This window comes from Iodobacter sp. BJB302 (assembly GCF_002735645.1).
Taxonomy (GTDB): Bacteria; Pseudomonadota; Gammaproteobacteria; order Burkholderiales; family Chitinibacteraceae; genus Iodobacter.
The window spans coordinates 1-25,881 of the sequence record NZ_PDZG01000065.1; the positions used below are offsets into that span (position 1 = coordinate 1).

General features: G+C 50.2%; 23 protein-coding genes and 1 pseudogene. 16 read left to right on the top strand and 8 right to left on the bottom strand.

Going from position 1 to position 25,881, the window contains the following annotated elements; translation table 11 throughout:
• The first annotated feature begins 355 nt into the window (after nt 1–355).
• The 6 genes from glyQ to CSQ88_RS17570 all read left to right on the top strand — a co-directional run bounded on the left by glyQ (nt 356) and on the right by CSQ88_RS17570 (nt 6,082).
• Complete coding sequence (gene glyQ, locus CSQ88_RS17545; protein ID WP_099399385.1) at nt 356–1,252, top strand: glycine--tRNA ligase subunit alpha; 897 nt, start codon at nt 356–358, stop codon at nt 1,250–1,252.
• 5 nt (nt 1,253–1,257) lie between these two features.
• Nucleotides 1,258–1,740 (top strand): surface-adhesin E family protein, encoded by a 483-nt coding sequence (locus CSQ88_RS17550; RefSeq protein WP_143449508.1) that lies wholly within the window; start codon nt 1,258–1,260, stop codon nt 1,738–1,740.
• A gap of 5 nt (nt 1,741–1,745) precedes the next feature.
• Nucleotides 1,746–3,818 carry a glycine--tRNA ligase subunit beta gene (gene glyS / locus CSQ88_RS17555; protein ID WP_180273711.1) on the top strand — a complete coding sequence of 691 codons (2,073 nt, stop codon included), beginning with the start codon at nt 1,746–1,748 and terminating at the stop codon, nt 3,816–3,818.
• A 153-nt stretch (nt 3,819–3,971) separates the two neighbouring features.
• Nucleotides 3,972–4,529: a D-glycero-beta-D-manno-heptose 1,7-bisphosphate 7-phosphatase gene (gene gmhB / locus CSQ88_RS17560; RefSeq protein ID WP_099399387.1), complete on the top strand. Its 558-nt coding sequence runs from the start codon at nt 3,972–3,974 to the stop codon at nt 4,527–4,529.
• A 147-nt stretch (nt 4,530–4,676) separates the two neighbouring features.
• Nucleotides 4,677–5,411 (top strand): 1-acyl-sn-glycerol-3-phosphate acyltransferase, encoded by a 735-nt coding sequence (locus CSQ88_RS17565; protein WP_099399388.1) that lies wholly within the window; start codon nt 4,677–4,679, stop codon nt 5,409–5,411.
• Nucleotides 5,408–6,082 carry a M48 family metallopeptidase gene (locus CSQ88_RS17570; protein WP_099399389.1) on the top strand — a complete coding sequence of 225 codons (675 nt, stop codon included), beginning with the start codon at nt 5,408–5,410 and terminating at the stop codon, nt 6,080–6,082. The genes CSQ88_RS17565 and CSQ88_RS17570 overlap by 4 nt, the downstream gene beginning before the upstream one ends.
• A 409-nt stretch (nt 6,083–6,491) precedes the next feature.
• Here CSQ88_RS17570 and CSQ88_RS17575 read toward each other — a convergent pair whose 3' ends face one another.
• The 4 genes from CSQ88_RS17575 to CSQ88_RS17590 all read right to left on the bottom strand — a co-directional run bounded on the left by CSQ88_RS17575 (nt 6,492) and on the right by CSQ88_RS17590 (nt 11,737).
• A complete protein-coding gene (locus tag CSQ88_RS17575; RefSeq protein ID WP_099399390.1) occupies nt 6,492–7,949 on the bottom strand; it encodes an NAD(P)H-hydrate dehydratase in 1,458 nt (485 codons plus the stop codon).
• Nucleotides 7,946–8,686, bottom strand: a complete 741-nt coding sequence (locus CSQ88_RS17580; RefSeq protein WP_099399391.1) for a flagellar brake protein — start codon at nt 8,684–8,686, stop codon at nt 7,946–7,948. Before CSQ88_RS17580 ends, CSQ88_RS17575 begins: the two co-directional genes overlap by 4 nt.
• Before the next feature lie 152 nt (nt 8,687–8,838).
• Nucleotides 8,839–9,420, bottom strand: a complete 582-nt coding sequence (locus CSQ88_RS17585; protein ID WP_099399392.1) for a nucleotidyltransferase — start codon at nt 9,418–9,420, stop codon at nt 8,839–8,841.
• A gap of 13 nt (nt 9,421–9,433) precedes the next feature.
• On the bottom strand, nt 9,434–11,737 hold the full coding sequence (locus CSQ88_RS17590) for a penicillin-binding protein 1A (RefSeq protein WP_099399393.1): 2,304 nt from the start codon (nt 11,735–11,737) through the stop codon (nt 9,434–9,436).
• Between the two features lie 302 nt (nt 11,738–12,039).
• Here CSQ88_RS17590 and CSQ88_RS17595 point away from each other — a divergent pair.
• From CSQ88_RS17595 to aroB, 7 genes and pseudogenes are all read left to right on the top strand, one after another.
• A pseudogene (locus CSQ88_RS17595) lies at nt 12,040–12,969 on the top strand (pilus assembly protein PilM); the annotation flags it as partial.
• A gap of 68 nt (nt 12,970–13,037) precedes the next feature.
• Nucleotides 13,038–13,634 (top strand): PilN domain-containing protein, encoded by a 597-nt coding sequence (locus CSQ88_RS17600; RefSeq protein WP_099399394.1) that lies wholly within the window; start codon nt 13,038–13,040, stop codon nt 13,632–13,634.
• A 1-nt stretch (nt 13,635) separates the two neighbouring features.
• Complete coding sequence (locus CSQ88_RS17605) at nt 13,636–14,268, top strand: type 4a pilus biogenesis protein PilO (protein WP_099399395.1); 633 nt, start codon at nt 13,636–13,638, stop codon at nt 14,266–14,268.
• On the top strand, nt 14,265–14,810 hold the full coding sequence (locus CSQ88_RS17610) for a pilus assembly protein PilP (protein WP_240929078.1): 546 nt from the start codon (nt 14,265–14,267) through the stop codon (nt 14,808–14,810). Before CSQ88_RS17605 ends, CSQ88_RS17610 begins: the two co-directional genes overlap by 4 nt.
• Nucleotides 14,807–16,912, top strand: coding sequence for a type IV pilus secretin PilQ (pilQ, locus tag CSQ88_RS17615; RefSeq protein ID WP_099399396.1), 2,106 nt, complete (start codon nt 14,807–14,809; stop codon nt 16,910–16,912). Before CSQ88_RS17610 ends, pilQ begins: the two co-directional genes overlap by 4 nt.
• 64 nt (nt 16,913–16,976) lie before the next feature.
• Complete coding sequence (locus tag CSQ88_RS17620) at nt 16,977–17,513, top strand: shikimate kinase (protein WP_099399397.1); 537 nt, start codon at nt 16,977–16,979, stop codon at nt 17,511–17,513.
• A gap of 75 nt (nt 17,514–17,588) precedes the next feature.
• Nucleotides 17,589–18,674: a 3-dehydroquinate synthase gene (aroB, locus tag CSQ88_RS17625; RefSeq protein WP_099399398.1), complete on the top strand. Its 1,086-nt coding sequence runs from the start codon at nt 17,589–17,591 to the stop codon at nt 18,672–18,674.
• A gap of 41 nt (nt 18,675–18,715) precedes the next feature.
• Here the strand turns inward: aroB and CSQ88_RS17630 are convergent, their stop codons facing one another.
• Entirely contained in the window at nt 18,716–19,936 is a 1,221-nt protein-coding gene (locus CSQ88_RS17630) for a YihY family inner membrane protein (RefSeq protein WP_180273712.1), read from the bottom strand.
• A gap of 63 nt (nt 19,937–19,999) precedes the next feature.
• Between CSQ88_RS17630 and wrbA the strand changes: the two genes are divergently transcribed.
• Nucleotides 20,000–20,596 (top strand): NAD(P)H:quinone oxidoreductase, encoded by a 597-nt coding sequence (wrbA, locus tag CSQ88_RS17635; protein WP_099399400.1) that lies wholly within the window; start codon nt 20,000–20,002, stop codon nt 20,594–20,596.
• A complete protein-coding gene (locus tag CSQ88_RS17640; RefSeq protein WP_099399401.1) occupies nt 20,593–20,964 on the top strand; it encodes a DUF2069 domain-containing protein in 372 nt (123 codons plus the stop codon). Before wrbA ends, CSQ88_RS17640 begins: the two co-directional genes overlap by 4 nt.
• A gap of 180 nt (nt 20,965–21,144) precedes the next feature.
• On the opposite strand, the gene CSQ88_RS17645 is transcribed toward CSQ88_RS17640, so the two are convergent.
• Nucleotides 21,145–22,929: a 2-isopropylmalate synthase gene (locus CSQ88_RS17645; RefSeq protein WP_099399402.1), complete on the bottom strand. Its 1,785-nt coding sequence runs from the start codon at nt 22,927–22,929 to the stop codon at nt 21,145–21,147.
• A gap of 333 nt (nt 22,930–23,262) precedes the next feature.
• Nucleotides 23,263–24,033, bottom strand: a complete 771-nt coding sequence (gene pssA / locus CSQ88_RS17650) for a CDP-diacylglycerol--serine O-phosphatidyltransferase (RefSeq protein WP_099399403.1) — start codon at nt 24,031–24,033, stop codon at nt 23,263–23,265.
• 260 nt (nt 24,034–24,293) lie between these two features.
• Here pssA and asd point away from each other — a divergent pair, with 260 nt between their 5' ends.
• The gene (asd, locus tag CSQ88_RS17655; protein ID WP_099399407.1) at nt 24,294–25,133 is read left to right on the top strand and encodes an archaetidylserine decarboxylase; all 840 of its coding nucleotides are present in this window, start codon (nt 24,294–24,296) and stop codon (nt 25,131–25,133) included.
• Nucleotides 25,134–25,169: 36 nt separating this feature from the next.
• Here asd and CSQ88_RS17660 read toward each other — a convergent pair whose 3' ends face one another.
• Nucleotides 25,170–25,727 (bottom strand): GNAT family N-acetyltransferase, encoded by a 558-nt coding sequence (locus CSQ88_RS17660; RefSeq protein WP_218963139.1) that lies wholly within the window; start codon nt 25,725–25,727, stop codon nt 25,170–25,172.
• Nucleotides 25,728–25,881 lie beyond the last annotated feature (154 nt).

A 25,881-nucleotide genomic window follows, 5' to 3' on the forward strand; every position in this document is an offset into this window, starting at 1 on the left:
GCGACAGCCCCTTTTGCATCTGGATTGGGTTGATTGCCATGACGACCACTCCACAAAAGAACGTTCGTTCACCTTAGGCCTTTTAAGTGGTTTGAGCAAGGAGATTGAGCAAGAGACATAATCAGGTCAATTGAAATGTGCTTTAAAGTGATGATCAGATGCAAATCAATTTGTTCCTCATCTAAAATAAGGAGTCAATCACCGCTGTAAAGGCAGGCAGAGCAGGCGCTCAGACTGTGAGTGCTGCTTGGCAGGGTGATTAATCATGCCTGATTTGCTCAATCCCTTTCTCCCGGGACAGGCTAAAAGCAAGTAGAATCAGGGCGTTTAAGAATAAAGAACTGAGAATGGGAATATGCTGACTTTCCAAGAAATTCTGCTCACGCTGCAAAACTATTGGGGCCGTAATGGCTGCGCACTGTTGCAGCCGTACGATATTGAAGTAGGTGCCGGTACATTTCATACCGCTACTTTTCTGCGCTCCCTGGGCCCAGAGCCTTGGAATGCGGCCTATGTGCAGCCTTCACGCCGCCCTAAAGACGGCCGTTATGGTGAAAATCCAAACCGTTTGCAACACTATTATCAGTTTCAGGTGGCTTTAAAGCCGTCGCCAGACAATATCCAGGATCTGTATCTGGGCAGCCTGCGCGAGCTGGGTATTGATACCAGCGTGCACGATATCCGCTTTGTAGAAGACGATTGGGAAAGCCCGAGCTTGGGCGCATGGGGCCTGGGCTGGGAAGTGTGGCTGAACGGGATGGAAGTTACCCAGTTCACCTATTTCCAACAGGTTGGCGGTATTGATTGCAAGCCGGTATTGGGTGAGATCACTTACGGTGTTGAACGTTTGGCCATGTATTTGCAAGGCGTGGAAAACGTTTACGACCTGGTATGGACTGTTTATCCGAACGGCCAGAAGGTTACTTACGGCGATATCTATCATCAAAATGAAGTAGAGCAATCGACTTACAATTTTGAACACGCCAATGTGCCCTTGCTGCTCGATTTATTTAATAAATTTGAAAGCGAAGCCGCACGCCTGATGGAAGCCAATCTGGCGCTGCCTGGCTACGAAATGGTTATGAAGTGCTCGCATGTGTTTAATCTGCTGGATGCCCGTGGTGCGATTTCGGTAACTGAACGCGCTGCGTATATCGGGCGTGTGCGTACGCTTTCACGCCTTGTGGCTCGGGCTTATTACGATTCGCGCGAAGCATTGGGCTTCCCTATGTGCCAAGTTACACCGGCTTAGGGGGCATGATGATCCGCTATCTGTTGTTGATTACTCTCCTGGCTGGCTGTGGAAAATTTGAAGATGAGGTTTACGGCCCGCTTGAAGTTCCAAAAGAAGGCGACTGGCGCAGTTACGGCACGATGGCGGATTATGAAATGCTGGTCGATGTGAAATCGATTACCCATGACGATGATTACGCGCCAACCAAATACACCTATGTCTGGTTGCAGCAGAAGTTTAATCAGGATCAGGTTGATGAAACGACCAAAAAGAAATATCGCCTGAAGTATTCGCGCCATGCCATTGATTGCCCGTCTAAAAAAATGGCGGGTGTATTAAGCGATTTGCGCGATGCGGAAAACGAGCAGGTGGCCCGCTACGATATTCCGGGCTTTCAGTGGGAATTCGATGAGCCGCCAGCCAATAGCTTTGGCGGTGATTTTGTTCGCCAAGTTTGTAAAATCATGGCCGAGAAAGAAGCTAAAGCTAAATTAGAAGAGAATTAATCCCCATGTCCAATCCTATATCTCAAACACTGCTGATTGAAATTTTTACCGAAGAATTGCCACCCAAAGCACTGCCAAAATTAGGCGCAGTGTTTGCGAGCGGTATTTTTGATGAATTAGCCAAGCTGGGCTTTGTGGCTAAAGACGCTGAAGTTGAATCGTTTGCCAGCCCGCGCCGCCTTGCCGTATCGATCGCTGATGTACTGGCTGTGCAGCCGGATCAGGCCATCGAGCGCCGTGGTCCTGCGGTTGCTTCTGGTTTGAAAGATGGCGTGCCAACGCCAGCCCTTACGGGTTTTGCGCGCAGCTGTGGTGTGGATGTCTCGCAGCTTTCGCAAGGCTCGGATGGCAAGCAGGATGTGTATATTTTTTCATCGGTAAAAACAGGTGAAGCGCTGACTAAAGTGTTGTCAGGCATTATTGCCGCCACGCTTAAAAAACTGCCTGCGCCAAAAATGATGCGCTGGGGCGATCGGGATGGCCAGTTTATTCGCCCTGTGCATGGCCTGGTTGCACTGCATGGCAGCGATATCGTGCCTGCTCAGGTCTTGCATCTGGAAGCGGGCCGCAGCACGCTGGGCCATCGTTTCTTATCCAGTGGTGAGATTGAGCTGGCAAACGCCGATGAATACGCAGCCCGCCTGTTTGATGATGGCTTTGTAGAGGCAAGCTTTGATGCACGCCGTGCGCTGATTGCTGATCAGCTCAATAATGCCTGCCTTGAGCTGAATGCTCAGATTGCGCCATCGGATGGTTTGCTGGATGAAGTCACTGCGCTGGTTGAATGGCCAGTGATTTACACCGGAAACTTCGACGAAAAATTCCTGCAAGTGCCGCAAGAGTGCCTGATTTTATCGATGCAGCAGCATCAGAAATACTTCCCGCTGCTGGATCAGAATGGCAAATTGCTGCCTAAATTCTTAGTGGTTTCTAATCTGGAAACTGCCGATCCAAGCCATATTATTCATGGTAACGAGCGCGTATTGCGTGCTCGCTTGTCTGACGCAGAGTTCTTCTTTGAGCAGGATAAAAAGAAGAAGCTTGAATCCCGAGTGCCGCAGCTGGCCAATGTGGTTTATCACAACAAGATCGGCAGCCAGCTTGAGCGCGTAGAGCGCCTGCAAAAAATTGCCGGTGCCATTGCGGTGAAGCTGAACGCCGATGTGGCCGATTGCAAACGCGCTGCATACTTAGCCAAGGCCGATTTGATCGCCGATATGGTGGGAGAATTCCCTGAGCTGCAAGGCGTGATGGGCATGTATTACGCCCGCATCGATGGCGAAAACGAAGCGGTTGCTAATGCCATTGAAGGTCATTACCACCCGCGTTTTGCAGGTGACACCTTGCCGGCAGGTGCTGTAGCTCAGGCTGTTTCGCTGGCGGATAAGCTGGAGTCCATTGTTGGTATTTACGGCATTGGCCTGATCCCAACAGGCGATAAAGATCCGTTTGCCTTACGCCGCGCCGCGCTTGGCGTATTGCGTATGGTGCTGGATTTACCGCTGGATCTGAAAGAATTACTCAGTATTACCAGCGATGCTTTCCCTGAAGGGGTGGTTGCAGATGGTACTGTTGAGGGCGTGTATGGCTTTATGCAAGATCGTCTGAAAAACTATCTGGCTGCAGATTACCCGGCCGCAGATATCGATGCTGTTTTGGCACTGAACCCAACGCTGCTGAACGAGATGGTGATTCGCCTGCAGGCTGTTGCGGCATTTAAAGCGCTGCCAGAAGCCACGGCATTGGCCGCAGCAAATAAGCGTATTCGCAATATTCTGAAAAAAGTCGAAGGCGATTTGCCAGAGCTGAATGCAGCCCTGCTGAGCGATACGGCTGAAATTGCCCTGCATGCTGAGTTATTAAAGCTGCAGCCAGTGGTGAGCAGTGCTCTGGCTAGCCAGGATTTCACTGGCGCACTGAAAGCACTGAGTGCTTTAAAAGAGCCGGTGGATGCTTTCTTTGATTCGGTGATGGTCATGGCCGACGATTTAGCCGTGCGTGGCAATCGCCAGGCGCTGCTCGCCGCGCTGGCCAGCCTGATGAACCGCGTGGCTGAGTTGTCTTTATTGGCTGAGTAAACGCAAAAAACGCTCAAAAGATCTGCAGACACTAAGAACCAGGATGGGTAAAGCTGGCATACAGAGCTTAGGTATTTTCTGTGTACCCGGTGTTGTCCTCTGTGTCTGCGGCTCTTTGAGCTTTTTTGAAACAGGTTTAAAACGGAGTCGCGTATGAAGTTATTGATTCTCGACCGCGACGGCGTAATCAATGAAGACAGCCCGGATTACATCAAAACGCCGGAAGAATGGCTGCCGATTGCAGGCAGTTTAGAAGCCATCGGCGAGTTATCCCGCTCGGGGTGGACGATTGTGGTGGCAACGAATCAAAGCGCTATTGGCCGAAAAATGATTGCGGTGGACGCGCTCAACCGTATTCATGCCAAGATGCACCGCGCCATTGCCGGGCAGGGCGGGCATGTGGATGCGGTGTTTTTCTGTCCGCATGGCCCCGATGCAGGCTGCGTTTGCCGTAAGCCTAATCCAGGTATGATTTTAGATATTTCCAGCCGTTTTCACGTGCCTTGCTCGCAATTGACGATGGTGGGCGATTCGCAGCGTGATTTACAAGCCATTGCGGCTGTAGGCGGTAAGCCTGTACTGGTTCGCACCGGTAATGGTATTAAAACTGAACAGAAAGGCCTGATGCCCGAGGGCACGCAGGTATTTGACGATTTGGCGGCATTTGCCGCGCATTTACTTGTAGTTAGCCCTGCTGGATTGGTGGGGTAGAAATAAATGGGTTTTTCGTCTGGCAAGACGTGAGGAAGCCGCATAGCGAGCTATGCAATCACGAACAACGCAGCCAGGCGAAAAAACGCGATTTATGCCCGCCTTATTCATCAGGACTAACTACTGGCACCAGAGGGTGAAGATTAAATGATTTGGTTGCGCTCCATTCTGTATTGGCTTGCTGTTCCTGTAGTAACTCCCATTTTCTGTGTGATTGCGATTTTGATTCTGCCGCTGCCTCCTGTGCTGCGTTACCGGATTATTCGTGGCTGGTCGTGGACAATGCTCAAGTGGCTGAAATTCACCTGCGGCCTGACCTATCGCGTAGAAGGCATTGAAAACCTGCCCGCAGACCCTGCCGTGGTGATGTGCAAGCATCAATCCGCTTGGGAAACGCTGGCTTTGCAGCATGTGTTTCCGCCGCAAGTTTGGGTATTGAAAAAAGAACTGCTGAAGTTGCCGATTTTTGGCTGGGGCTTAGCGACTTTATCGCCGATTGCGATCGACAGATCGAACCGTGCCGAGGCGCAAAAGCAGTTGATTGATCAGGGTAAAGATCGCCTGGCTAAAGGCTTCTGGATTGTGATTTTCCCGGAAGGCACCCGTGTTCCATCGGGGGGCTACAAGCCGTATAAGCAGGGCGGCGCGCGTTTGGCTGTTGATTTGGAAGTACCGATTGTGCCGGTGGCGCTTAATTCGGGCGAATTCTGGCCTAAAAATTCATTCCTGAAATGGCCGGGTGAAATCACCATGGTGATTGGCAAGCCGATAGAGCCTGCTGGCCGCAGCCCGCTAGAGCTGACGCAAGAAGTTGAAACTTGGATCGAAAATGAAATCCAGCGTTTTGGCGGCGTTGGCCCTTGTTACTCTCCTAAAAAATGACCGCGCATTCGCTGCGTCTGGCTGATCGTGAGCTGCCTTATCAGCTGGAGCGCAGCAGCCGCAGGCGCTCGATTGGTTTAAAAATCACAGCCAATGGTTTAACCGTGATTCTGCCTGCCCGCGCGCCATTAAAAGAGGCTGAGCGGGCCATCGAGAGCAAATTAAAGTGGATACTGGCCAGGCTGGCTACGCCGATAGTGGCTCCTGCTGCACTGGCGGTTGGCAGCAGCGTACTGTGGCAGGGCCAGGCTAAATTTGTGCAGCACTGTGCTGGCCGTACCCGGCTGGAAGAGGATGTGCTGTATGTATCAGAACAAAGCCCCTTGCCTGTCACAATCACACGCTTTTATCAGCGCAGCGCCAAGCCTTATTTCTTACAAAGGCTTGCGTACTGGAGCGGGGTAATGGGCCTTCAGCCGCGGCAGCTGTTCTTAAGCTCGGCTAAAAGCCGCTGGGGAAGTTGCACCGCCTTGGGGGATATTCGCCTGAACTGGCGCTTAATGCAGGCTCCGCCACAAGTGATCGATTATGTGGTGATCCACGAGCTGGCGCATTTGGCAGAACTCAATCATTCAGCACGTTTCTGGGCCATCGTCGCCAGCGCCTGCCCTGATTGGAAAACGCATCGGCTTTGGCTGAAGCAAAACGGTGCGATGCTGTTTGCTTGGTAGGGGGGGCTTGGTGGGACAGTCAAATCAATATTTTTTAGTGCCTTCGGCACGTTGATTTAGGTGCGGGAGTCCCCCGCGGGGGACTTACTTTCTTGCTTCGCCAAGAAAGTAAGCAAAGAAGGCGACCCCGACTAGCACGAAGGCCCCTCACTGCGGATAATCGGTTCGGCGAAAAAGGCTGCTCGCTCGCTGCCTCGCTACCACTTTTCCGAAACCCCGATCCGCTTATTCCTCGCTTCGGCGTGCTTTAAGGGGACTTTAAAAAGCCCCGAGCCAAGATCTTGACCATTACGATTTTTCGTTGTTTGCTGAAATAAAATCAAATTCAAATAATAACTTTTTAAACCCTGTATTTCTCCGTGAAACTCTGTGTTTCAAAATTTGGGTTTTACAACACCACATCGAAGATCTAACTCGCCCCCAAAACCTGATTCAGCGCCGCTCTGGCAAAGACTATCGTTTCACTCGCCGTTAAACCAATTCCATTAGGATGTATTCTGCTCCAGTCGTCTGCTGCGCGGCCGTGCAGCCAGCTGCCGCTTTGCACTGCATCCAGCGGTTTAAGCCCTTGTGCGGCAAGTGCGGCGATAATGCCTGAGAGCACGTCGCCTTGCCCTGCGCTGGCTAGGGCTGCATTGCCGCTGGCGTTGATGCTCCAGCTTTGCCCGTCGCTGCATACCGAGCCCGCTCCTTTGAGCAGCACGGTGGCTTTATAGCGCCGGGCGAGGGTGAGGGCGGATTCGATTCTATTGGCTTGCACTGCCTGAGTGCTGATGTGCAGCAGTCTTGCTGCTTCGGCAGGGTGTGGTGTGATTATGCTGGGGGAGCTGCGCTCTTGCATGGCGGCAGTCAGCTCTGCTGAGCTGGCGAGTAAATTAAGTGCATCAGCATCAAGCAGCAGCGGCAGTGGGCTGGCAATGCTTTGCTGGAGTATTGCAAGAGCAGTGGCGCTATTGCCAAGCCCGGGGCCGGTAAGAATAAAGCTGAGGGCAGGGTGCTGCAGGGCTTCTTCAGCAGTGTACAGCATCAGCTCGGGCTGCACAGGGTCTGCGCTCAGGGTTTTATCCAGCAGCCCCAGTACCACGCGGCCTGCGCCCATATGTAAAGCGGCCCGCCCGGCAAGCAGTGCTGCACCTAACATGCCGCTGGCTCCGCCCATTACGCCGACGGTGCCGTAGCTGCCTTTGTGGCTGTCTGGGTTGCGTAATAGCTGGCCCACGCTGGCCGGGGCATGGTTTTGTAAATACCCGTCGGCTTCGGGATAGAGATGAGCTGGGATTTGCAAATCGTGCTGGCTGATTTCACCGCACACATCGCAGCCTCTGGCAGTAAACAGGCCGGGCTTGTGGCTGATAAAGCTTAGGGTGTGAGTGGCGTGAATGACGGCTCCGGGCGCTGCCCCGCTATCTGCCATCAGGCCACTTGGGATGTCTAATGCAATAATCGGGCAGCCCAGTGCTTGCAGCCCGGCCATGATCTGGCCATCTGCTTCAGATGGTGCGCGATTCAGCCCAAGCCCAAACAGCCCGTCAATGGCAAGATCGGCTTGATCCGGCGTGCTGGTAATGGTTTGGCCGCCAGATGCCTGCCATTTGGCAAAAGCATCTTTGGCATCTGCAGTCAGGCAAGGGCTGGTCAGCCTTAGCAAAATGGTTTTGCCTGCTTGCTGAAGCAGGCTGGCGGTGATTAAAGCATCGCCACCATTATTGCCCGGCCCTGCCAGCACATAAATAATTTGTGCTGCGGGATAGTGTTTTAATATCCAGCTGGTGCTGGCCTCACCCGCTCTGTGCATCAGCGATAAACCGGCTGCAGCGCTTTCGGTTTGTCTTAGTTTCTGGCTAAAGAAGAGCGGGGAATTGATCATTCGCGTGAAATTCGCTGGCGTTCAATTTTGTTAATAAAACGCTGAATAAGCGTTTGCATTTTTCCGGATAAGTCAAAAAAACGGCAGCCTACCCGCTGTGTTTTAATGCCATTTCGCAGTGTTACATCAATCACAATGCAAACTTGCATATCGACTTCAATGACGCCGATATCAAGCAGCTGTACCCGGCAATTATGCAAAGTGTCACCCACCTGCATGGGCAAATCAGGGGATACCCCAAGCAGGCTTAGGCCGCCAAGGCTGATATCTGTGACTGACAGCTCAGTATGCCCCCCGTCAAATGGGATAACACAGGCCACTTTTTGCGACATGGGGATATCCAGTCGATAAAAGTCACGCCTTTGCATACGCAGTGTTTGTATCGGGCCACTGCTGCGAATCGCTGTGCGCCCTTCATAGGCGACGAGAACGGCATCGGGCAGCTCAAATTGCACTTTCACTTTATTTACAACGCCCACCAGCAGCATCCGGCCTTCTTTAATCAGTGCGGCATTGGTGACAATATCGTTACTGGCATCAAACAATAATTCATTGTCAGTAATGCTGAGCAGGGTGCTGATTGCAAATGGCTCACGTTTACCTGCAGGGTAAAGGCAAATAATTTCACCGTTATCCAGTAATTGCTTTAGCAAATACTTTATTTCTATGCTGGCGCTGACGAGATAGGGCCCCGTATCTGATACAAAAACGGGCTCCAGCGTGGGAGGTTGTTGCATTGTGTTAATCAGTAAAAGAAAAGATAAGCTACTTTATATCATTGGCAGGGACTTAATCCTAGCTTGCTTTACCATGCGCTTTAATGAATATAGTGTAAGTCATTCTATGGATTGACTATTGTTCAGGTCAGAAATGACAAGGCCTGAACGCTTTAGTTTGCGATAGACAGCAAGGCTTCCAGTTCCTCCAGCCGCATTCGTTCTTCTTTTTGCCGCTCTGCAGCGCGGGGGCGTACATGTAAGCTGATTGGACTATCGTCAAACCAAAAAGAGAATGAAGGGTAATCTGCAAGCTGGCGGCCGTTGGCTGGCGGCAAAATATCGTAATCAATTTGCTGGTTGAGTAAGAAAATCTCAGCAGATTTAGGATCATCTAAAAAGATAATCAGATTTATGTCGGAGTTTGCGCCAGCAACGCCGGATAAAACCGATCCCGTGAGGCAGGGTCGGAAATGCGCCAGAATCCGCATCACTTTAAGTGCTTTATGCCTCAGATTATTGAGGTGGTTGCTGTGTTCCGGGTGGTAAACCGCCCTGTAATTGGCCAGGGCGGTTTCTATTTCCTGATTCGAGGGCATCATGCGCCCTTCGCTAATCCCTAATTGTCTGGCGGCCTTTTTTTTGGCAAGTGCAAAATCATGCAAAAGATCTTCAGCAATTAAGCGCGCCGCACGTTCGGCTATCCGGGCGCGCAAGACAGAAGACTGACGGTCGAGAACGTGCGGCTTGCTCATAGTTTAGGTGCCCCTAAAAGAGTAATTCCTTGATCTCATCCAGTGGTTGAGCGCTGCCCGCTCCGCCTCCTAATCCTAATTCTGGATTGGTTTGCAGATATTCGCTGAAGAAATATTCAGTATATGAGCCACGCTCTGTCTGAATGGTTTGTGGCGTAACCCCTTCAGGCACCGGATAGCTCACATTGTCTACGCCTTTAAGCGCCTTATTCATGTAGTTAATCCAGATGGGCAGGGCTGCTACTCCGCCGTATTCCCTTGCGCCCAAGGAGCGGGGCTGATCGAAGCCTACCCATGAGATCGCCACAAGGCCGGGCTGATAGCCTGCAAACCAAGCATCATTGGCATCATTGGTTGTACCGGTTTTACCTGCTAAGTCACTTCTGCCCAGGATATTGGTTTTGGCTCCCGTACCCTGTGTGGCCACATCATGCAGCAGGCTGTTCATGACAAAGGCGTTTCTGGCGTCCAGTGTGCGCTGTGCGTTTTCTCCTGCAACTTCAGGCTGGGTTTTTGCAAGGACACGGCCACGGCTGTCTTCAATCCGGTCTACAAAATATGAGCGTACGCGGTAGCCTGTGTTGGCAAAAACCGCATAGGCTTCAGCCATTTGCAGTGGAGTAACGCTGCCTGCACCCAGTGCCATCGTGAGATAAGCAGGGTGCTGCTTAGGGTTAAAGCCAAAACGGCTGATATGGGCCTGGGCATAATCCACGCCAATTGCCTGCAGCACGCGAATAGTCACTAAGTTTCTGGAGTGGGTTAAAGCGGTACGCACACTCATCATGCCTTCAAACTTACCGTCACTATTTTTAGGCTCCCAGCTTTGTCCTCCTACCTGAGCAGGATCAATCACCAGTGGCGCGTCGTTAATTTGTGTGGCAGGTGTAACACCGCGCTCCAGGGCTGCAGAATAAATAAATGGTTTGAAGCTGGAGCCGGGCTGGCGCCATGCCTGCGTCACATGGTTAAAGCTGCTGCGGTTAAAATCAAAGCCGCCAGCCAGCGCTCTGATTGCACCATTTTGTGGATCTAATGCAACAAATGCACCTTCAACCTGAGGAAGCTGAGTCAGGCTCCAGCCTTTTTCTGTTTGTTTAATCCGAACAATTGCACCCGGGCGGATTCGGGTTGCCGGCGCGATTTTTTCTGACAGCATGGCGCGTGCAAAACGTAAGCCCTCTGCATTAATTTCAACTTGCTCACCGCCTTTTTTATAAACTTTTACTGACTGAAGGCTGGCACTTAATACGATGGCAGGTTGTAAATCTCCCGAGTCTTTTTGCTCCGCAAGTGCTTCGTCCAGTAGCTCTTCTTTGCCCGGAAGAAGTACTTCAGGGGCAACAAACCCTTCTGGGCCGCGGTAGCCGTGGCGAACGTCGTAGTCAACCAAGCCTTGCCGTAAAGATTGATACGCAGTTTCCTGACTGTCACTCCGGAGGGTTGTGTAAACTTTAAAACCTTCGGTGTAAGTAGATTCCTTATAGCGCTCAACCATCATTTGCCGCACCATCTCGGCCAGATATTCGGCATGGACGGCGTATTCCTGTTGCGTGCGTTTCAGGACTAATGGCGCGTTTTGAGCGGTTGCATAATCGCTGTCGTTAATGAACTTTAATTCGTGCATACGGCGTAAAACGTATTGTTGTCTGAGCTGCGCACGTTTAGGGTTTACAACTGGATTGTAAGCGGAAGGGGCTTTAGGTAAGCCAGCCAGCATGGCCATTTCAGCCGGGCTAAGCTGTTTTAGCTCTTTGCCGTAATAAGTCTGTGCTGCAGAGGCAAAGCCATAAGCGCGCTGACCCAAGTAAATTTGATTAAAGTACAGTTCAAGAATTTGATCTTTCGATAGATTGTGTTCAATCTTAAATGAAAGGAGGGCTTCGTTAAATTTTCGGGTAAACGTTTTTTCGTTAGACAAATAGAAGTTGCGGGCGACCTGCATTGTGATGGTACTCGCACCCGATTTTGATTGACCTGATGTGATATTGCCGATCATTGCCCTTAAAACGCCCAGATAATCAATCCCGCCATGCTCATAAAAGCGCTCATCTTCAGCCGCTAAAATGGCTTGCTTCATGAGCAGAGGGACTTGCTCTATAGACGTAAAAGCCCGGCGCTCTTCGCCAAATTCACCAATGAGCACATTGTCGCTGGTGTAAATACGAAGTGGAATTTTAGGGCGGTAGTCTGTGAGTGCTTCTAAGGAAGGCAGGCGGGGATAGGTAATCACCAGCGCAAAAGCGCCAAGGCCAGCAACAAGGATCATCAGGCTAATTAAAATGCCGCAAAAAATAAGTAGAAGGCGTTTGCTCATCGCTAAGGGTAGAAGATTGGAAGTGATGCTAATTTACGCGATTCTGAGCATGTATGTTTGGCATTTATTTTCTGGCATCAAATAATTGAAAAAGCACTAATGTTAGTAATACGCTTGTATAAGAATAAGCTTCACTGTTCTTTCTTTACAGGGATAAGTCGCACTGCTACGATCTAAAGCAGATTCGTAACAGTTGTTTTTAAGTGTTTTATTTAAAAAAGGAAAATGAGTTGAATCTCGATTTCCTCAAGCCCAAAGCACCTGCGCTGATTGGGGTTGATATTAGCTCTTCGTCCGTAAAAATGGTCGAGCTGAGCCTATCAGGAACAACCTACAGCCTTGATCGCTATGTGATTGAGCTCTTGCCAAAAGATGCCGTAACCGACGGTAATATCGCCAATATGGATGTGGTGGTGGAGGCTGTGCGGCGGGCATGGCGGCAAATGGGCTCTAAAATCAAGAATGTATCGGTTGCCCTGCCTGCGGCAGCGGTGATTACTAAAAAAATTCTGGTGCCATCCGGGCTGACCGAGCGCGAGCTCGAGATGCAGGTTGAAACCGAAGCCAATCAGTACATTCCTTTTTCTCTTGATGAAGTGAATCTGGATTTCCAAGTGTTGGGCGTGTCTCCGGTCGCCCCTGACGAAGAGGAAGTTCTGATCGCGGCTGCCAAGAAAGAAAAGGTGGATGAGCGTGTTGCGGTGATTGAAGCTGCAGGCTTACGCGCCGTGGTGCTGGATGTTGAATCCTATGCAACACAGGCCGCGTTTGAGCTGATGCAGCCTCAGCTGCCCAATAATGGTGAAAACCAGATTGTGGCCGTGGTGGATATTGGTGCAACAGCCATGCATATGAATATTTTTAAAGATGGCCAGTCTATTTACAGCCGTGATCAGGCTTATGCGGGCAACCAGCTTACGCAAGAAATTCAGCGCAAGTTTAATATGTCCAGCGATGAGGCTGAGCAGGCTAAAAAGCACGGCGGTTTGCCGGAAAACTACGAGCCAGAGGTGTTGCAGCCTTTTATTGATACGCTGGCTCTGGAAATCTCGCGCTCATTGCAGTTCTTCTATACATCCAGCAATTACAACTCGGTTGATCATATTTTGCTGGCGGGTGGTTGCAGTGCGATCTATGGCTTGGACGATGCGGTTTCGAGCCGCACCAATGTGAGTAGCGCAATGCGGGCCAATCCTTTCCAGGGAATGGCAACCGGTAAAGTACGTGGTAAGCAGGTGCAGCTTGATGCACCTTCGCTATTGATTGCCTGCGGACTGGCAATGCGGAGGTTTGACCCTTCATGATTCGGATTAATCTGCTTCCTCACCGTGAGCAAAAACGTGTTGCACGCCAGAATCGCTATTTTGTTCTGCTGGGTATGGCGTGCCTAGCTGCCGTGGCCGTTATTGTCACGGGCTATCTCTTTTATTCTGCGCGTATCGAAACACAAAATCAGCGCAATCAATTCCTGACGGATGAAAACACAAAGCTGGATCGTGAAATTTCTGAAATTGAGAAATTAAAAGCCGAAAAGCAGTCTTTATTAGATCGCAAAAAGATTGTAGAGCGCTTGCAATCCGGCCGTTCAGAAACCGTTCTGGCGATGGATCAGCTTGTCCGGCAAACGCCGGAAGGTATTTATCTGAAAGAAGTGAAGGCTGTTAATGATCAGGTCACGCTGATAGGTTATGCGCAATCTAATGCACGCGTTTCTACTTTAATGCGTAATTTAAACGATTCAGACATCTTTGAGCAGCCGGTACTTATCGAAGTAAAAGCCGCTCAGGTTGGGAATCAAAAACTATCAGAATTTATGCTTACCGTTAAAGTGACCCGTACAACAGAAGAAGCGGTAAATGCCTCCGCTCCTGGCAAACGTAAACAGCAGGGTGGCTAGAATGACACTCGACGAACTACGGAATTTAGATCCTAAAGATGTTGGCAACTGGCCGATGGCAGCACAAATCGGTTTGATTATTTTGGTCTTTGTTGTGCTCATTTCGGGAGGCTACTTTTATGTTTGGGGCAGCCAGATGGAGGAGCTCGAAACAGGACGGGCGAAGGAAGAGCAATTAAAGAAAGATTTTATTGATAAGAAAAGCAAGGCGATTAACTTAGATGCTTATCGCCAGCAGTTGCAGGAGATTCAGCAGTCTTTTGGTGCATTGCTCAGGCAATTGCCGAATAAATCTGAAATGGAATCCCTGTTAACAGAAATCAATCAGGCAGGGGTTGGCCGGGGTTTGTTTTTTGAATTATTTAAACCGGGCACTGAAGTAAAAACCTCTGAATTTGCTGAGTTACCGATTGATATTCGCATATCGGGTAATTACCACGATTTGGCGGCTTTTGTCAGCGATGTGGCTCAGCTTTCCCGCATTGTTACTTTGAGTAATCTGCAGCTTGTATCGACCAAAGACCCTGAAGTGATTTCCATGCAGGCGATTGCTAAAACGTACCGCTCGCTTGATGAGGCAGAATTGCAAGCTATGCATCAGGCCGCTCTCGACGCTAAGAAGAAACAGAAATGAAAATCCGTCCTGGATCAATTAAGTCTATTCTGCTGATGACGATCGCTACGGCATCCTTAACTGCATGTTTTGGAGAGGAAAACAGTGATCTGAAAAGCTGGATGAAAGAAAGCAGCGAAGGCTTGCGTGGCAAGGTGGAAGCTTTGCCCGAGGCCAAGCCCTATGTTTCGTTTGAATATAAAGCCTTTGATTTAAGCGATCCATTTCGTGCCGCTAAAATGGAATTAGCTAAAAAAGGTACGGGTGGTGGTCTTGCTCCGAATACGAATCGTGCCAAAGAAATTTTGGAAAACTACGATTTAGAGAAATTACGCATGGTGGGGACTTTAACTCAGGGTAAAACCATTAACGGTTTAATTCATGCACCTGATGGTAATTTGTATCGGGTAAAAGTTGGTAGCTATATGGGTCAGAATTTCGGCATGGTCACTGCGGTGAAGGATACCGAAATTCAATTAAAAGAAATTGTTGAGGACAGCGGGGGTGATTGGGTGGAGCGCACTACCAGTTTATCCCTTGATGAAGCGGAGCAAAAAAAATGAAAATACTCAATGTCATCACGTCAGCTATTTTAAGCTTGGCGAGTTTTGCTGCCCTGGCTGCAAGTAGCATTACTGCGATCGATATCAGCAATGTTTCGGCGGATAAACAAATTATTCGTTTAAGTTTTGCCGGGCCTGCACCTGTGCCCACCAGTTTTTCTGTGAATACACCACCCCGCGTGGCTTTTGATTTTGCAGATACCAGCAATCAGGCCGGTAAAAGCTCGGTGCAGGTTAATGGTGCTGCACTCAGGTTAATCAGCCTTGCCGAAGGCTCTGGCCGTACTCGTGTTGTGCTGAATATGCAAAAGCAGGCGGCTTATCAGACAAGAGCCGAAGGCAATGATTTTTATATTACGGTGGATGGCACAAGCAGTGCGGTAACCGCTCAGGCGCGTACCACTCACTTTGCTGAGAGCAAAGCCCCGGAAGTTGCGAGTAAAAACAAGCGGGATAGTATTGAGAACATCGACTTTCGCCGTGGTAAAGATGGCGAAGGCAAGGTGGTGATCGATCTTTCCAGCCCGAATGTGGGTATTGATATCCGCCAGCAGGGCAAAATGCTTCTGGTGGATTTCAATAAAGCGGCCTTGCCTAAAAAGCTGGAACGCCGTATGGATGTCACCGACTTTGGTACGCCCATTCAAAAGGTTGATTCCTACACTCAGGGCGAAACCACCAAAATGGTGATTGAGCCTAAGGGCAACTGGGAATACTCGGCTTATCAGACTGAAAACCGCTTTATTATTGAAGTGCGTGAAGTGAATGACGAGCGCAATAAGCAAGCTGGTATCAAGCCTGCATTTAAGGGTGAAAAGCTGTCGCTGAATTTCCAGAATGTTGAAATTCGCACTGTATTACAAGTGATTGCTGAATTCACCGGCCTGAATATCATTACCAGCGATACGGTAACAGGCAATTTAACGCTGCGCCTTAAAGATGTGCCATGGGATCAGGCGCTGGATATGATTTTGCAGGCTAAGGGTCTTGATCAGCGTAAGAATGGCAGCGTGCTTTGGGTGGCTCCGCGTGAAGAGCTGGCCAGCAAGGAAAAGCAAGAGCTGGAATCCAGAAAGCAAATTGATGAGTTAGAGCCTACCCGCACTGAAGCATTTCAGTTGCGTTATCAAAAGGCAGAAGACTTAAAGAAAATGCTGACCGATGATAAGCAGCAGATGCTGTCTAAACGCGGCAGTATTGTGATTGATGCCCGTACTAACACCTTGTTTGTGCAGGATATTTCCAGCAAATTAGAGCAGGTTCGTTCGGTCATCGGCAAAATCGATGTGGCTGTGCGCCAGGTGCAAATCGAAGCCCGTATTGTTGAAGCGAATGATGGCTTTAGCCGTGAGTTAGGTGTGAAGCTGGGCTGGGGTTCTAAAGGCCACTTGGGCAATACCGATTTGGGTCTGGGAAATAATTTAGATAATGCTGGTAAAGGGATTGGTGTTATTCCAAGTACAACTACCGGCACAGCCACCACACCTGTTAATAATGTTCTGACGATGGGCAATAATGTGAATTTGCCTGCGATTGGTTCTGGTGTTGGTGCTCCTGGTACATTTGCCCTGATTGCTGCAAATGCGAATTGGTTGCTGGGCCTGGAAATCAGTGCTCTGGCTGCGGACAATAAAGGTAAGATTATCTCCAGCCCGCGCCTTGTAACGGCTGACCAGGTAGAAGCTTCTATTGAAAGCGGGGAAGAGATTCCTTACCAGGAAAGCTCGCAAAATGGTGCAACAACGATTTCTTTCAAGAAAGCGACGCTGTCATTAAAGGTTACGCCGCAAATTACGCCTGATGGCAATGTCATCATGAAGCTGAACGTGACTAAAGACAGCCGTGGCACGGTGACTTTGGGTATTCCATCGATTAATACCAAGCAGATTAATACAACAGTTCTGGTTGAAAATGGTGGTACGGTGGTGATTGGTGGTATCTACACACAAGAAGCTGGCTCGGATGTAACCAAAGTGCCTTTGCTTGGCGATATTCCATATCTGGGGCATTTATTTAAAAATACCTTAGAAAAAGACATTCGCCGTGAGTTGTTGATTTTCATTTCACCAAAAGTGATTCAGTCAGACCTGTCATTACGCTGATTTTGTAAATTTTTTAGTCAGATAAGCGGGGCGCAAATCGCGCCCCGCTCTGCTTTCCGATACAATGCTTGGCATGAAACTGCCAGGCAATTTTTTTCTGGTCGGCATGATGGGTGCCGGCAAAACCACCGTTGGACGAGCGCTTGCTAAAGTCAGCGGTAAGGTTTTCTATGATACGGATCACGAGATCGAATCACGTACCGGCGCGAAGATTCCTATCATCTTTGAAGTAGAAGGTGAGGCAGGGTTTCGCCGCCGTGAGGTGGCCATGATCAAAGAGCTTTCCGCGCAAAAAAACATCGTCCTGGCAACGGGCGGAGGGGCCGTGTTAAACCCGGCCAACCGCGCGATACTGAGGCGCGAAGGCTTTGTGATTTATTTGCGTGCCAGCGTGGACGAGCTGTATTTACGTACCTGCCACGATAAAAACCGCCCGCTATTGCAAACTGAAAATCCCAAACAACGTTTGCAAGAATTCTACGAAATTCGTGACCCCCTTTATTGTGAAGTCGCTGATCTGGTGATTGATACCAGCCGGCAGACCGTTCATTCTTTATTGCAGCTTTTGATGAAAGAGCTGGAGCTGCACGCCGATCGTTAACTGGCGAACAATGCCTGCGCAGTTTTTAATCATGTGCGGGTAAATCACTTGCCCAACCTATCAAGCTGGAGCGCCATGCAGACCGTTAAACTAGACCTTGCCCACGCCCCCTACGATATTCATATCGCCCGTGATTTATTGACTCAGGTTGAGCTCATTAAACCCTTATTGCTCCAGCCCCGTGTGGTGATTGTGAGCAATGCAACGGTGGCGCCACTCTATTTAGAATCGCTGCTGGATGCTTTAGAAAGCGCAGATATTCAATGCCACAGCATTATTTTGCCTGATGGTGAAGCCTATAAAACATCTGAAACGCTTAACCTGATTTTTGATGAGCTGCTTACTGAGCGTTGCGAGCGTAAAACAACGCTGATTGCACTGGGCGGCGGAGTGATTGGCGATATGACCGGCTTTGCTGCTGCGGTGTATCAGCGCGGTGTGCCGTTTATTCAGATCCCGACAACCCTTTTGGCGCAAGTTGATTCATCGGTCGGGGGTAAAACGGGGATTAATCATCCTCTGGGTAAGAATATGATCGGTGCGTTTTATCAGCCTAAGCTGGTTCTGGCTGATCTGGCGACGCTGGATACCCTGCCGCTGCGTGAGTTATCCGCAGGTATGGCAGAGGTGATCAAATATGGCTTGATTGATGACCTGGCTTTCTTTGAATGGCTGGAAGCCAATATCGAACGCCTGATGGCGCGTGAAACCGAAGCGCTTGCCTATGCGGTGGAGCGTTGCTGCCAGAATAAAGCACGCATTGTGGCCGGAGATGAAAAAGAGCAGGGCCAGCGTGCCTTGTTAAATCTGGGCCACACTTTTGGCCATGCCATTGAATCTGGGCTTGGCTACGGTGTCTGGCTGCACGGTGAGGCGGTTGCGGCTGGCATGATGCTGGCAGCTTTCGCATCGCGTGAGCTGGATCAGATCAGTGATGATGATATTGCCCGGATTGAATCTCTGCTCCAAAAAGCAGGCTTGCCGGTGCAAGCCCCGCAGTTGGGTAATGAACGCTATTTGGATTTAATGGCGCAGGATAAGAAGGTTGATGCTGGCAAAATTAAGTTTGTACTGATGCGCTGCCTTGGCGAATCTTATATTGGCGAACTAAACCGCGAGACGGTGATTGCGGCTCTGGATGCTGGCTGTGGTCCTGCTTAAATAACAAAGGGCAGGATTAACCTGCCCTTTGTTATTTTGAATCAAGACAATATTGTTTCTGCTTTTTTTGCGGCATATTCAGCCAGCGACATTTCTAATACACCCTTCAGCTCTTCATGGATCGTGCTTAAGCCCGCTTCCAGCCTGGCAGAGAGGGGCGTGACCATGGTTTCAAACACATCGCGCAAGGTGATGCGTTGCAGGTCTACTGCTAAAATCCATTCCCCGTCCCGCGTTGATTCCACCCAGTTTTTTAGCGCCATTTCTTCCAGCAGAGAGTAGCTGGTGTCTAAGCCCAGCTCGGTTTTACGCCGCAGCTTATCGATATGCAGGATTTCGCCCCGGCTATGTGCTTCGGCTAAAACCAGCAGCAGGCGGATGGATTGTTCTAATCGGGTACCCTGATTGCCTTCCCAACGCCATGCAGAGGCATGCCAGTAGGAAAGGCAGGCAGAGAGCACTGCACCGCCTAAAATAATCACCCAGCTTACGTAGAGCCACATCAAAAAGATGGGGAAGCTGGCGAATGCGCCGTAAATCAGCTTAAACGTGCCAAATTGCTGGATATACAGCCCAAAGCCACGCTTCATCAGCTCCAAAGCTGCCGCCACCACAAGGGCGGAGATAAAGGCGTGGCTGCGGGGTACATAGCAATTAGGCACGGCCAGATAAAGCAGGGTGAGCGAGCCCAGCATCAAGAGCATAGGGCCAAGCTTGAGCAGGATCAGGTTCATCAGGCTGGCATCGCTGTGTAAACCAGTCTGGGCATAGAGCCATGAGGTGAGCGAGATGCTAATGCCGATAATTAAGGGGCCAAGAGTGAGTGCTGCCCAGTAAATAATGGTTCTTTGCAGTAGTTTTCTGGGGCGCTTCACTCCCCATACTTCGTTAAATGTTTTTTCAATTGTAAAAATCAGCAGCAAAGCTGTTACCAAAAGACCAATCATCCCCATGGCGGTCAGACGCTCGGCATTGTCTGAAAACTGCCGCATATACACGCTGATGACTTTGCCCGATGCATCCGGTACTAAATTGGTCAGCAGGAAAATTTTAAATTTACTGCTGTAGTCGCCAAACATGGGGAAAGCAGAAAAAAGCGAGAGCGCAATCGTCAGCAGGGGGATCAGTGCCAGCAGCGTGGTGTAAGTCAGGCTGCCTGCTGTTTGCAGGCAGCGATCGGCAACCAGCCTGCGGCCCACAAAGCGGGAAAAACCGAAGAGCCGTTGCAAAACACCAAGGTTAAATAAAGGGCTAAGAGTCACGGTTGTGCGATTAAATGAAGGATGAGCTTTATAATACCGCAGCCCCACTATTTTGGAATTGCAATGCCAGAGATCCTTGTACTTTATTACAGCACACATGGTGCTACCCGTCAGATGGCGCAGCTGATCGCGCGGGGGATTGAATCAGAGGGTGCAACGGCCCGAATCCGCACCGTGCCGCGTATTTCCACGGTTTGCGAGGCTGTAGAAGCCAGTGTGCCGGATGCGGGCGCACCCTATGCGGAGCTTGCCGATTTACAAGAATGTATCGCTCTTGCGCTGGGTAGCCCTACCCGTTTTGGTAATATGGCCGCGCCAATGAAGTATTTTTGGGATGGCACGGTAGGCGATTGGCTGAAGGGATCGTTAATTGGCAAGCCTGCCTGCGTATTTACCAGCTCTGGCTCAATGCACGGCGGCAATGAAGCAACCCTGCTCACCATGATGCTACCGCTGCTTCACCACGGCATGTTGATTGTGGGCACGCCCTATTCTGAAACGACGCTAAGCACCACCACCAGCGGTGGTACGCCCTATGGCCCAAGCCATGTGGCGGGCAGCGAATCTGATCAGCCCTTGTCTGCAGCAGAGAAACAGCTGTGCCTTGCTCAGGGTAAGCGGCTTGCACAAATTGCACTAAAACTGGTGGCTGCAGAATGAAAGATCAACGATTGATTACTTTTTCGCATTGGTTGTCTGTGGCCAGCCTTGTTGCGCTGATTGTGTTGTGTATCTCCTGGGAGCTGTGGCTTGCACCGATGAAAGAGGGCGGCTCCTGGCTGGCATTGAAGGCGGTACTTTTGTTGCCGATGCTGATGGGCGTTTTAAAAGGCCGCCGTTACACCTACCAATGGGGATCGATGTATATCCTGATCTGGTTTGTAGAAGGCGTGATGCGTGCATGGGGGGATCAAGGCTTGTCGCAAATTCTGGCTGGGGCAGAAGTCGCGCTGGCGACGCTGTGCTTTACAGGTTTTGCCGCATTTGCATGGCTGACGCGGCCGTCTTTAGGAAACGCTATGGCATAAATACAAAAAGGCCAAAAACCAGAGGCTTATCTTTAGCTCTGGTTTCTGGCCATTTGGCTTGAGTGTCTGCCCGTCACAAGACTTGTAGCCCTGTTGTAGCAGATAGAGGATGGCTTGAGTGAAGCGTCCCCGACGGCTGGGCTGATTGGCTCGCCGTATCCCGGTCTTAAATACGTATATCTAAACTGGTCCCTGCGCGTTAATGCGTGTTTCTTTGTTATGCAATTTATTCAGCGCCGAGATATAAGCTTTGGCGCTGGCTGCGATAATGTCAGTGTCAGCACCCTGACCATTCACGATACGGCCGGCTTTTTCTAAACGCACCGTTACTTCGCCCTGGCTGTCTGTGCCCTGGGTAATGGCGTTTACCGAGTAAAGCTGCAGCTCTGCACCGCTGTTAGCCATGCTTTCAATGGCTTTAAATACAGCATCTACCGGGCCGGAGCCGCTTGATTCGCCGTGTTTCTCATGGCCATCTTCGCTCATGGCAATATGTGCAGAGGGCATTTCGCCCGTTTCAGAAATCACTTTCAGCGAGGTGAATTTAAAATGCTCTTGCTCAATGGCGATCATTTCGTCCGAAACCAGTGCGTGCAAGTCTTCGTCAAAAATCTCACGTTTACGATCGGCCAATTCTTTAAAACGAGCAAAGGCGGCGTTGAGTGCTTCTTCGCTGGATAAATCGATACCCAATTCGTGCAATTTGGTTTTGAAGGCATTGCGGCCAGACAACTTGCCTAAAGTCAGGCGGTTGGTGCTCCAGCCTACCGATTCCGCGCTCATGATTTCATAGGTTTCGCGGTTTTTTAGCATGCCATCCTGGTGGATGCCGGATTCGTGAGCAAAGGCATTCGCGCCCACAATGGCTTTATTTGGCTGAACCGGGTAGCCGGTAATGGTGGAAACCAGCTTGGAAGTCGGCACAATTTGGATTGGATCAATCTGGGTTTGCAGATTGAATAAATCCTTGCGGGTACGCACTGCCATCACCACTTCTTCTAAGCTGGCATTACCTGCGCGCTCGCCAAGGCCGTTGATGGTGCATTCCACTTGGCGTGCGCCGGCTTGCACCGCTGCCAAAGAGTTAGCCACCGCCATGCCCAAATCGTTATGGCAATGAGTGGACCAGATCACTTTGTTGGAATTCGGCACGCGGGCAATCAGTTCCCGCATGCGTTCTGCCCATACTGATGGAATGCTATAGCCCACGGTATCTGGCACGTTGATGGTTTTGGCTCCGGCCTGAATCACCGCATCAAAAATGCGGATCAGGAAATCCATATCCGAGCGCACGGCATCTTCGGCAGAGAACTCCACATCGTCAGTGTATTCCAAGGCGATTTTGACGGCTTTTACTGCTGCATCGACCACCTGATCAGGTGTCATGCGCAATTTGTGCTCCATATGAATGGGGCTGGTGGCAATAAATGTATGGATACGGCCATGCTTGGCTGGCTTGATGGCTTCACCTGCGGCACGCACATCTTTTTCATTTGCGCGTGCCAAAGAACAGACGGTGGAGTGCTCGATGATGCTGGAAATCGCCTTGATTGCATCAGCATCACCAGGGCTGGCTGCGGCAAATCCTGCTTCAATAATATCTACGCCGAGTTTTTCCAGCTGGCGGGCGATGCGGATTTTCTCTTCTTTAGTCATCGAAGCGCCGGGTGATTGCTCACCGTCGCGCAAGGTGGTGTCGAAAATATACAAACGATCGCTCATGCCAGTTCTCTCAGGTGTGGGTGCTGTGGCTGAAAAGTAATACTGAATGTTGAAGCTTTTACCTTGATGAGCTGCCAGTTGCGCCAGCTTATTGGTGGCACTGAGCGGAATGCTGCCGCGTTCACGCCATTTGTAGATGGCAGCGCGTGAGATGACATCATCCGGAAACAGATTATTGAGCGCCTCACTTAATACGCTAGGTCCACCAAAATCAGCGATTAGACGTTCAATGTCTAATTCCACGGCTATCTCCTCAAGGTTTATGAACTCAAGATTAGCTTTGGCGTGACATTGTGTCAAATTTTTTGGTGGTTTTATTTGTCTTTAATGAGGTGTGTGTGGTTTTTTGGCTTGAATTAGACTTTATGTCTAATTTGGTGGTTTGGTATGCTTTGATTTCTACGAGGTGGGGCAGAAGGAGTGACTCAGGTAGGCTCTGGGGAGGCTTAGCTGCAACTCGCTTTTAGAAGTTTTTGCGGCTAAAAAAGCTACTCCTGCAGAAATGATTTTTTTAAGCGAGTTTTGCTGCAGTAGATAGGATTGATGACGTGCTTTCTAAATATAGAAAATGAGGGCTTATCCCTCGGTTTCTGTCGAATCTGTAGGCTTTAGTGGCTTAATCCAGCGATAAAGCCAATATACATAACCCGAAATGCCGTAGCCAATAAACACGCAAAACAGCATAAGAGGAGGCTTGGCGACGATCACCAACAAAATCAGCGTGGTGATTAATAGCGCAAAGAAGGGCACGGTTTTACGCATATGCAGCTCTTTAAAACTCCAGAAGCGCACATTAGAAACCATGGTCAGGCCAGCAAATAGGGTGAAGATCAAAGCAAGATAGGGTAGGGCTCCGCTGATGGGGGTGAGCTCCTCTGCGTACTCATGGCTAATCCATACCAGCCCCGCCACCATGGCCGCAGCAGCAGGGGACGGCAGGCCCTGGAACCAGCGCTTGTCGATGACTTCAATATTGGCATTAAAGCGCGCCAGCCTCATTGCGGCGCCAGCACAATAGATAAACGCGGCGATCCAGCCCAGCTTGCCAAAATCGCGCAACATCCATTCATAGGCCACCAGCGCGGGGGCCACGCCAAAGCTCACCATATCGGACAGCGAATCAAACTGAGCACCAAATTCAGATTGCGTGTGCGTCAGGCGGGCCACACGGCCATCTAGGCCGTCGAGCACCATGGCAATAAAAATGGCGACAGCCGCCTGATCAAAATTCTTATTCATCGCCTGCACAATGGCATAAAAGCCAGCAAACAGCGCAGCCAAGGTGAACAGATTGGGCAACAAATAAATGCCCTGGCGGCGGAAATTGATCGGGCGTTTAGCTTGCATAGATCCAGCCTTGAAAACGATTAAGTTTGAATTGTAGCTGACACAGTAGCGGGTCGATAGTTCAGCAGTGATGCGATATATGCCACGTCATACTTTTGCGCTTACTCCCCTGTCATTCTCGCGCAGGCGGGAATCCAGTAGCGCTGCTGGATCCCCGATAAATGCATTCGGGGATGACAAATATAGGGTGCTTACAAAAAGTTCATGCGAGTAGATGGCAAGGTATAATCTGCGCTTTGATTTATGCTGGGGATACGCCTGTGTCAGAGCGTCTGTTCGTTCTATTGCAACATGTCCTACCGAAACTTGCGCTGACTGCTTTGGCTGGGGCGGGTGCAAATTTAAAAGCGGGTGGGCTCACTCAAGCGGTAATTCGCTGGTTTATTGGCAAATATAAAGTCAATATGAGCGAAGCCGCTGATGCCGATCCTGCTGCATTTGCCACCTTTAATGAGTTTTTTACCCGTGCTTTAAAGCCCGGTGTGCGCCCCATTCATACCGCGCGTTTTGTTAGCCCGGTGGATGGCAAGATCAGCCAGCTGGGGCCGATTAAAGTGGAGCAAATTTTCCAGGCCAAGGGCAAGGAATTCACTGCGACAGCCTTGTTGGGCGGCGACAGCCACTTGGCCAAGCCCTTTATCAATGGCAGCTTTGCCAATATCTACCTTAGCCCGCGTGATTACCACCGCATCCACATGCCTTGCGATGGGCGCCTGACGCAAATGATTTATGTGCCCGGCGAGCTGTTCTCTGTAAACCCCGTGACCGCTCGTGGCGTAGATGGCTTATTTGCCCGCAACGAGCGGGTGGTCTGCATGTTTGAATCCGATTTCGGCCCCTTTGCCCTGGTGTTGGTTGGCGCAACCATCGTTGGTAGTATGGCGACGGTCTGGCACGGCATTGTTAACCCGCCAAGAAGCAAGACAGTCAGAAAATGGGATTATGCAGGCCAGGATATCCAGCTGAAAAAAGGTGATGAAATGGGCCGCTTCCTCTTAGGCTCTACCGTAGTGATGCTGTTCCCCGAAGGCACCTGCCAGCTTAATGCCGATTGGGCGGCAGATCGCGCCGTACAATTGGGCGAGAAAATGGGGGATTAAGACACTTCTGTGCATAGGATGGGGGGGGGCGCTGCTTTACCCATCTCTGTTGTTTGCTTTATCTGCCCACTCTTTCCGTAAAACGCCACTACAAATAACATCTTCCAGTTTTCCCCATTTTATGGCGTGCTGTCGCAAAATACCTTCCTGTTTCATGCCGATTTTCTCCATTACTCGCCCGGATGCAGGGTTTCTGGCGAGGTATTCGGCGTGGATGCGTTTTAGTTTTAGTTCTGTAAAGCCAAACGCCAGGATTGCGTGGCCCGCCTCGCTGGCGTAGCCCTTGCCCCAAAAGGGTTTGCCTATCCAGTAGCTTAGCTCGGCTCGGTGCTCAGGCAAAATATCAAATAAGCTGATTGCACCGAGTAAGGCTCTGTTTTCTTTGCTGCGTATGGCGAGGGCTAGTGTTTGCTTAACTAGCCACAGGCTATCGGAGGATGCTATCCAGCTTTCGGCTGCACCATCGGGGTAGGGATGGGGAATGGTGGCGGTGGTATCGGCAATAGCAAAGTCACCCGCAAGCCTTTGTACTGCTGGTGCGTCGTCAAAGCTAAATGGGCTAAGGATCAGGCGAGGGGTTTCAAGTGTGGGCATTTTTGTTCCCAAAAAAAGCCAGCTCGAAATGAACTGCACCCCAAAAGTTGGACACCCGTCCATATTTTTGGGGTGTTTTTATGTCCAAGTACTCAACGCAATTCAAGCTCTCTGTCGTTCAGCAATATTTAACTGGCGAAGCAGGTATCAAAAC

Excerpts from the sequence above, each read along its gene's own strand:
- CSQ88_RS17610 (WP_240929078.1), top strand. The coding sequence starts at position 14,265 with ATGAAAATCCGTCCTGGATCAATTAAGTCTATTCTGCTGATGACGATC.
- wrbA (WP_099399400.1), top strand. The coding sequence starts at position 20,000 with ATGCCAGAGATCCTTGTACTTTATTACAGCACACATGGTGCTACCCGT.
- CSQ88_RS17570 (WP_099399389.1), top strand. The coding sequence starts at position 5,408 with ATGACCGCGCATTCGCTGCGTCTGGCTGATCGTGAGCTGCCTTATCAG.
- CSQ88_RS17575 (WP_099399390.1), bottom strand. The coding sequence starts at position 7,949 with ATGATCAATTCCCCGCTCTTCTTTAGCCAGAAACTAAGACAAACCGAA.
- gmhB (WP_099399387.1), top strand. The coding sequence starts at position 3,972 with ATGAAGTTATTGATTCTCGACCGCGACGGCGTAATCAATGAAGACAGC.
- CSQ88_RS17585 (WP_099399392.1), bottom strand. The coding sequence starts at position 9,420 with ATGAGCAAGCCGCACGTTCTCGACCGTCAGTCTTCTGTCTTGCGCGCC.
- CSQ88_RS17600 (WP_099399394.1), top strand. The coding sequence starts at position 13,038 with ATGATTCGGATTAATCTGCTTCCTCACCGTGAGCAAAAACGTGTTGCA.
- CSQ88_RS17660 (WP_218963139.1), bottom strand. The coding sequence starts at position 25,727 with ATGCCCACACTTGAAACCCCTCGCCTGATCCTTAGCCCATTTAGCTTT.
- glyQ (WP_099399385.1), top strand. The coding sequence starts at position 356 with ATGCTGACTTTCCAAGAAATTCTGCTCACGCTGCAAAACTATTGGGGC.
- CSQ88_RS17590 (WP_099399393.1), bottom strand. The coding sequence starts at position 11,737 with ATGAGCAAACGCCTTCTACTTATTTTTTGCGGCATTTTAATTAGCCTG.
- aroB (WP_099399398.1), top strand. The coding sequence starts at position 17,589 with ATGCAGACCGTTAAACTAGACCTTGCCCACGCCCCCTACGATATTCAT.
- pssA (WP_099399403.1), bottom strand. The coding sequence starts at position 24,033 with ATGCAAGCTAAACGCCCGATCAATTTCCGCCGCCAGGGCATTTATTTG.
- pilQ (WP_099399396.1), top strand. The coding sequence starts at position 14,807 with ATGAAAATACTCAATGTCATCACGTCAGCTATTTTAAGCTTGGCGAGT.
- CSQ88_RS17605 (WP_099399395.1), top strand. The coding sequence starts at position 13,636 with ATGACACTCGACGAACTACGGAATTTAGATCCTAAAGATGTTGGCAAC.
- CSQ88_RS17550 (WP_143449508.1), top strand. The coding sequence starts at position 1,258 with ATGATGATCCGCTATCTGTTGTTGATTACTCTCCTGGCTGGCTGTGGA.
- glyS (WP_180273711.1), top strand. The coding sequence starts at position 1,746 with ATGTCCAATCCTATATCTCAAACACTGCTGATTGAAATTTTTACCGAA.
- CSQ88_RS17580 (WP_099399391.1), bottom strand. The coding sequence starts at position 8,686 with ATGCAACAACCTCCCACGCTGGAGCCCGTTTTTGTATCAGATACGGGG.
- CSQ88_RS17565 (WP_099399388.1), top strand. The coding sequence starts at position 4,677 with ATGATTTGGTTGCGCTCCATTCTGTATTGGCTTGCTGTTCCTGTAGTA.
- CSQ88_RS17640 (WP_099399401.1), top strand. The coding sequence starts at position 20,593 with ATGAAAGATCAACGATTGATTACTTTTTCGCATTGGTTGTCTGTGGCC.
- CSQ88_RS17620 (WP_099399397.1), top strand. The coding sequence starts at position 16,977 with ATGCTTGGCATGAAACTGCCAGGCAATTTTTTTCTGGTCGGCATGATG.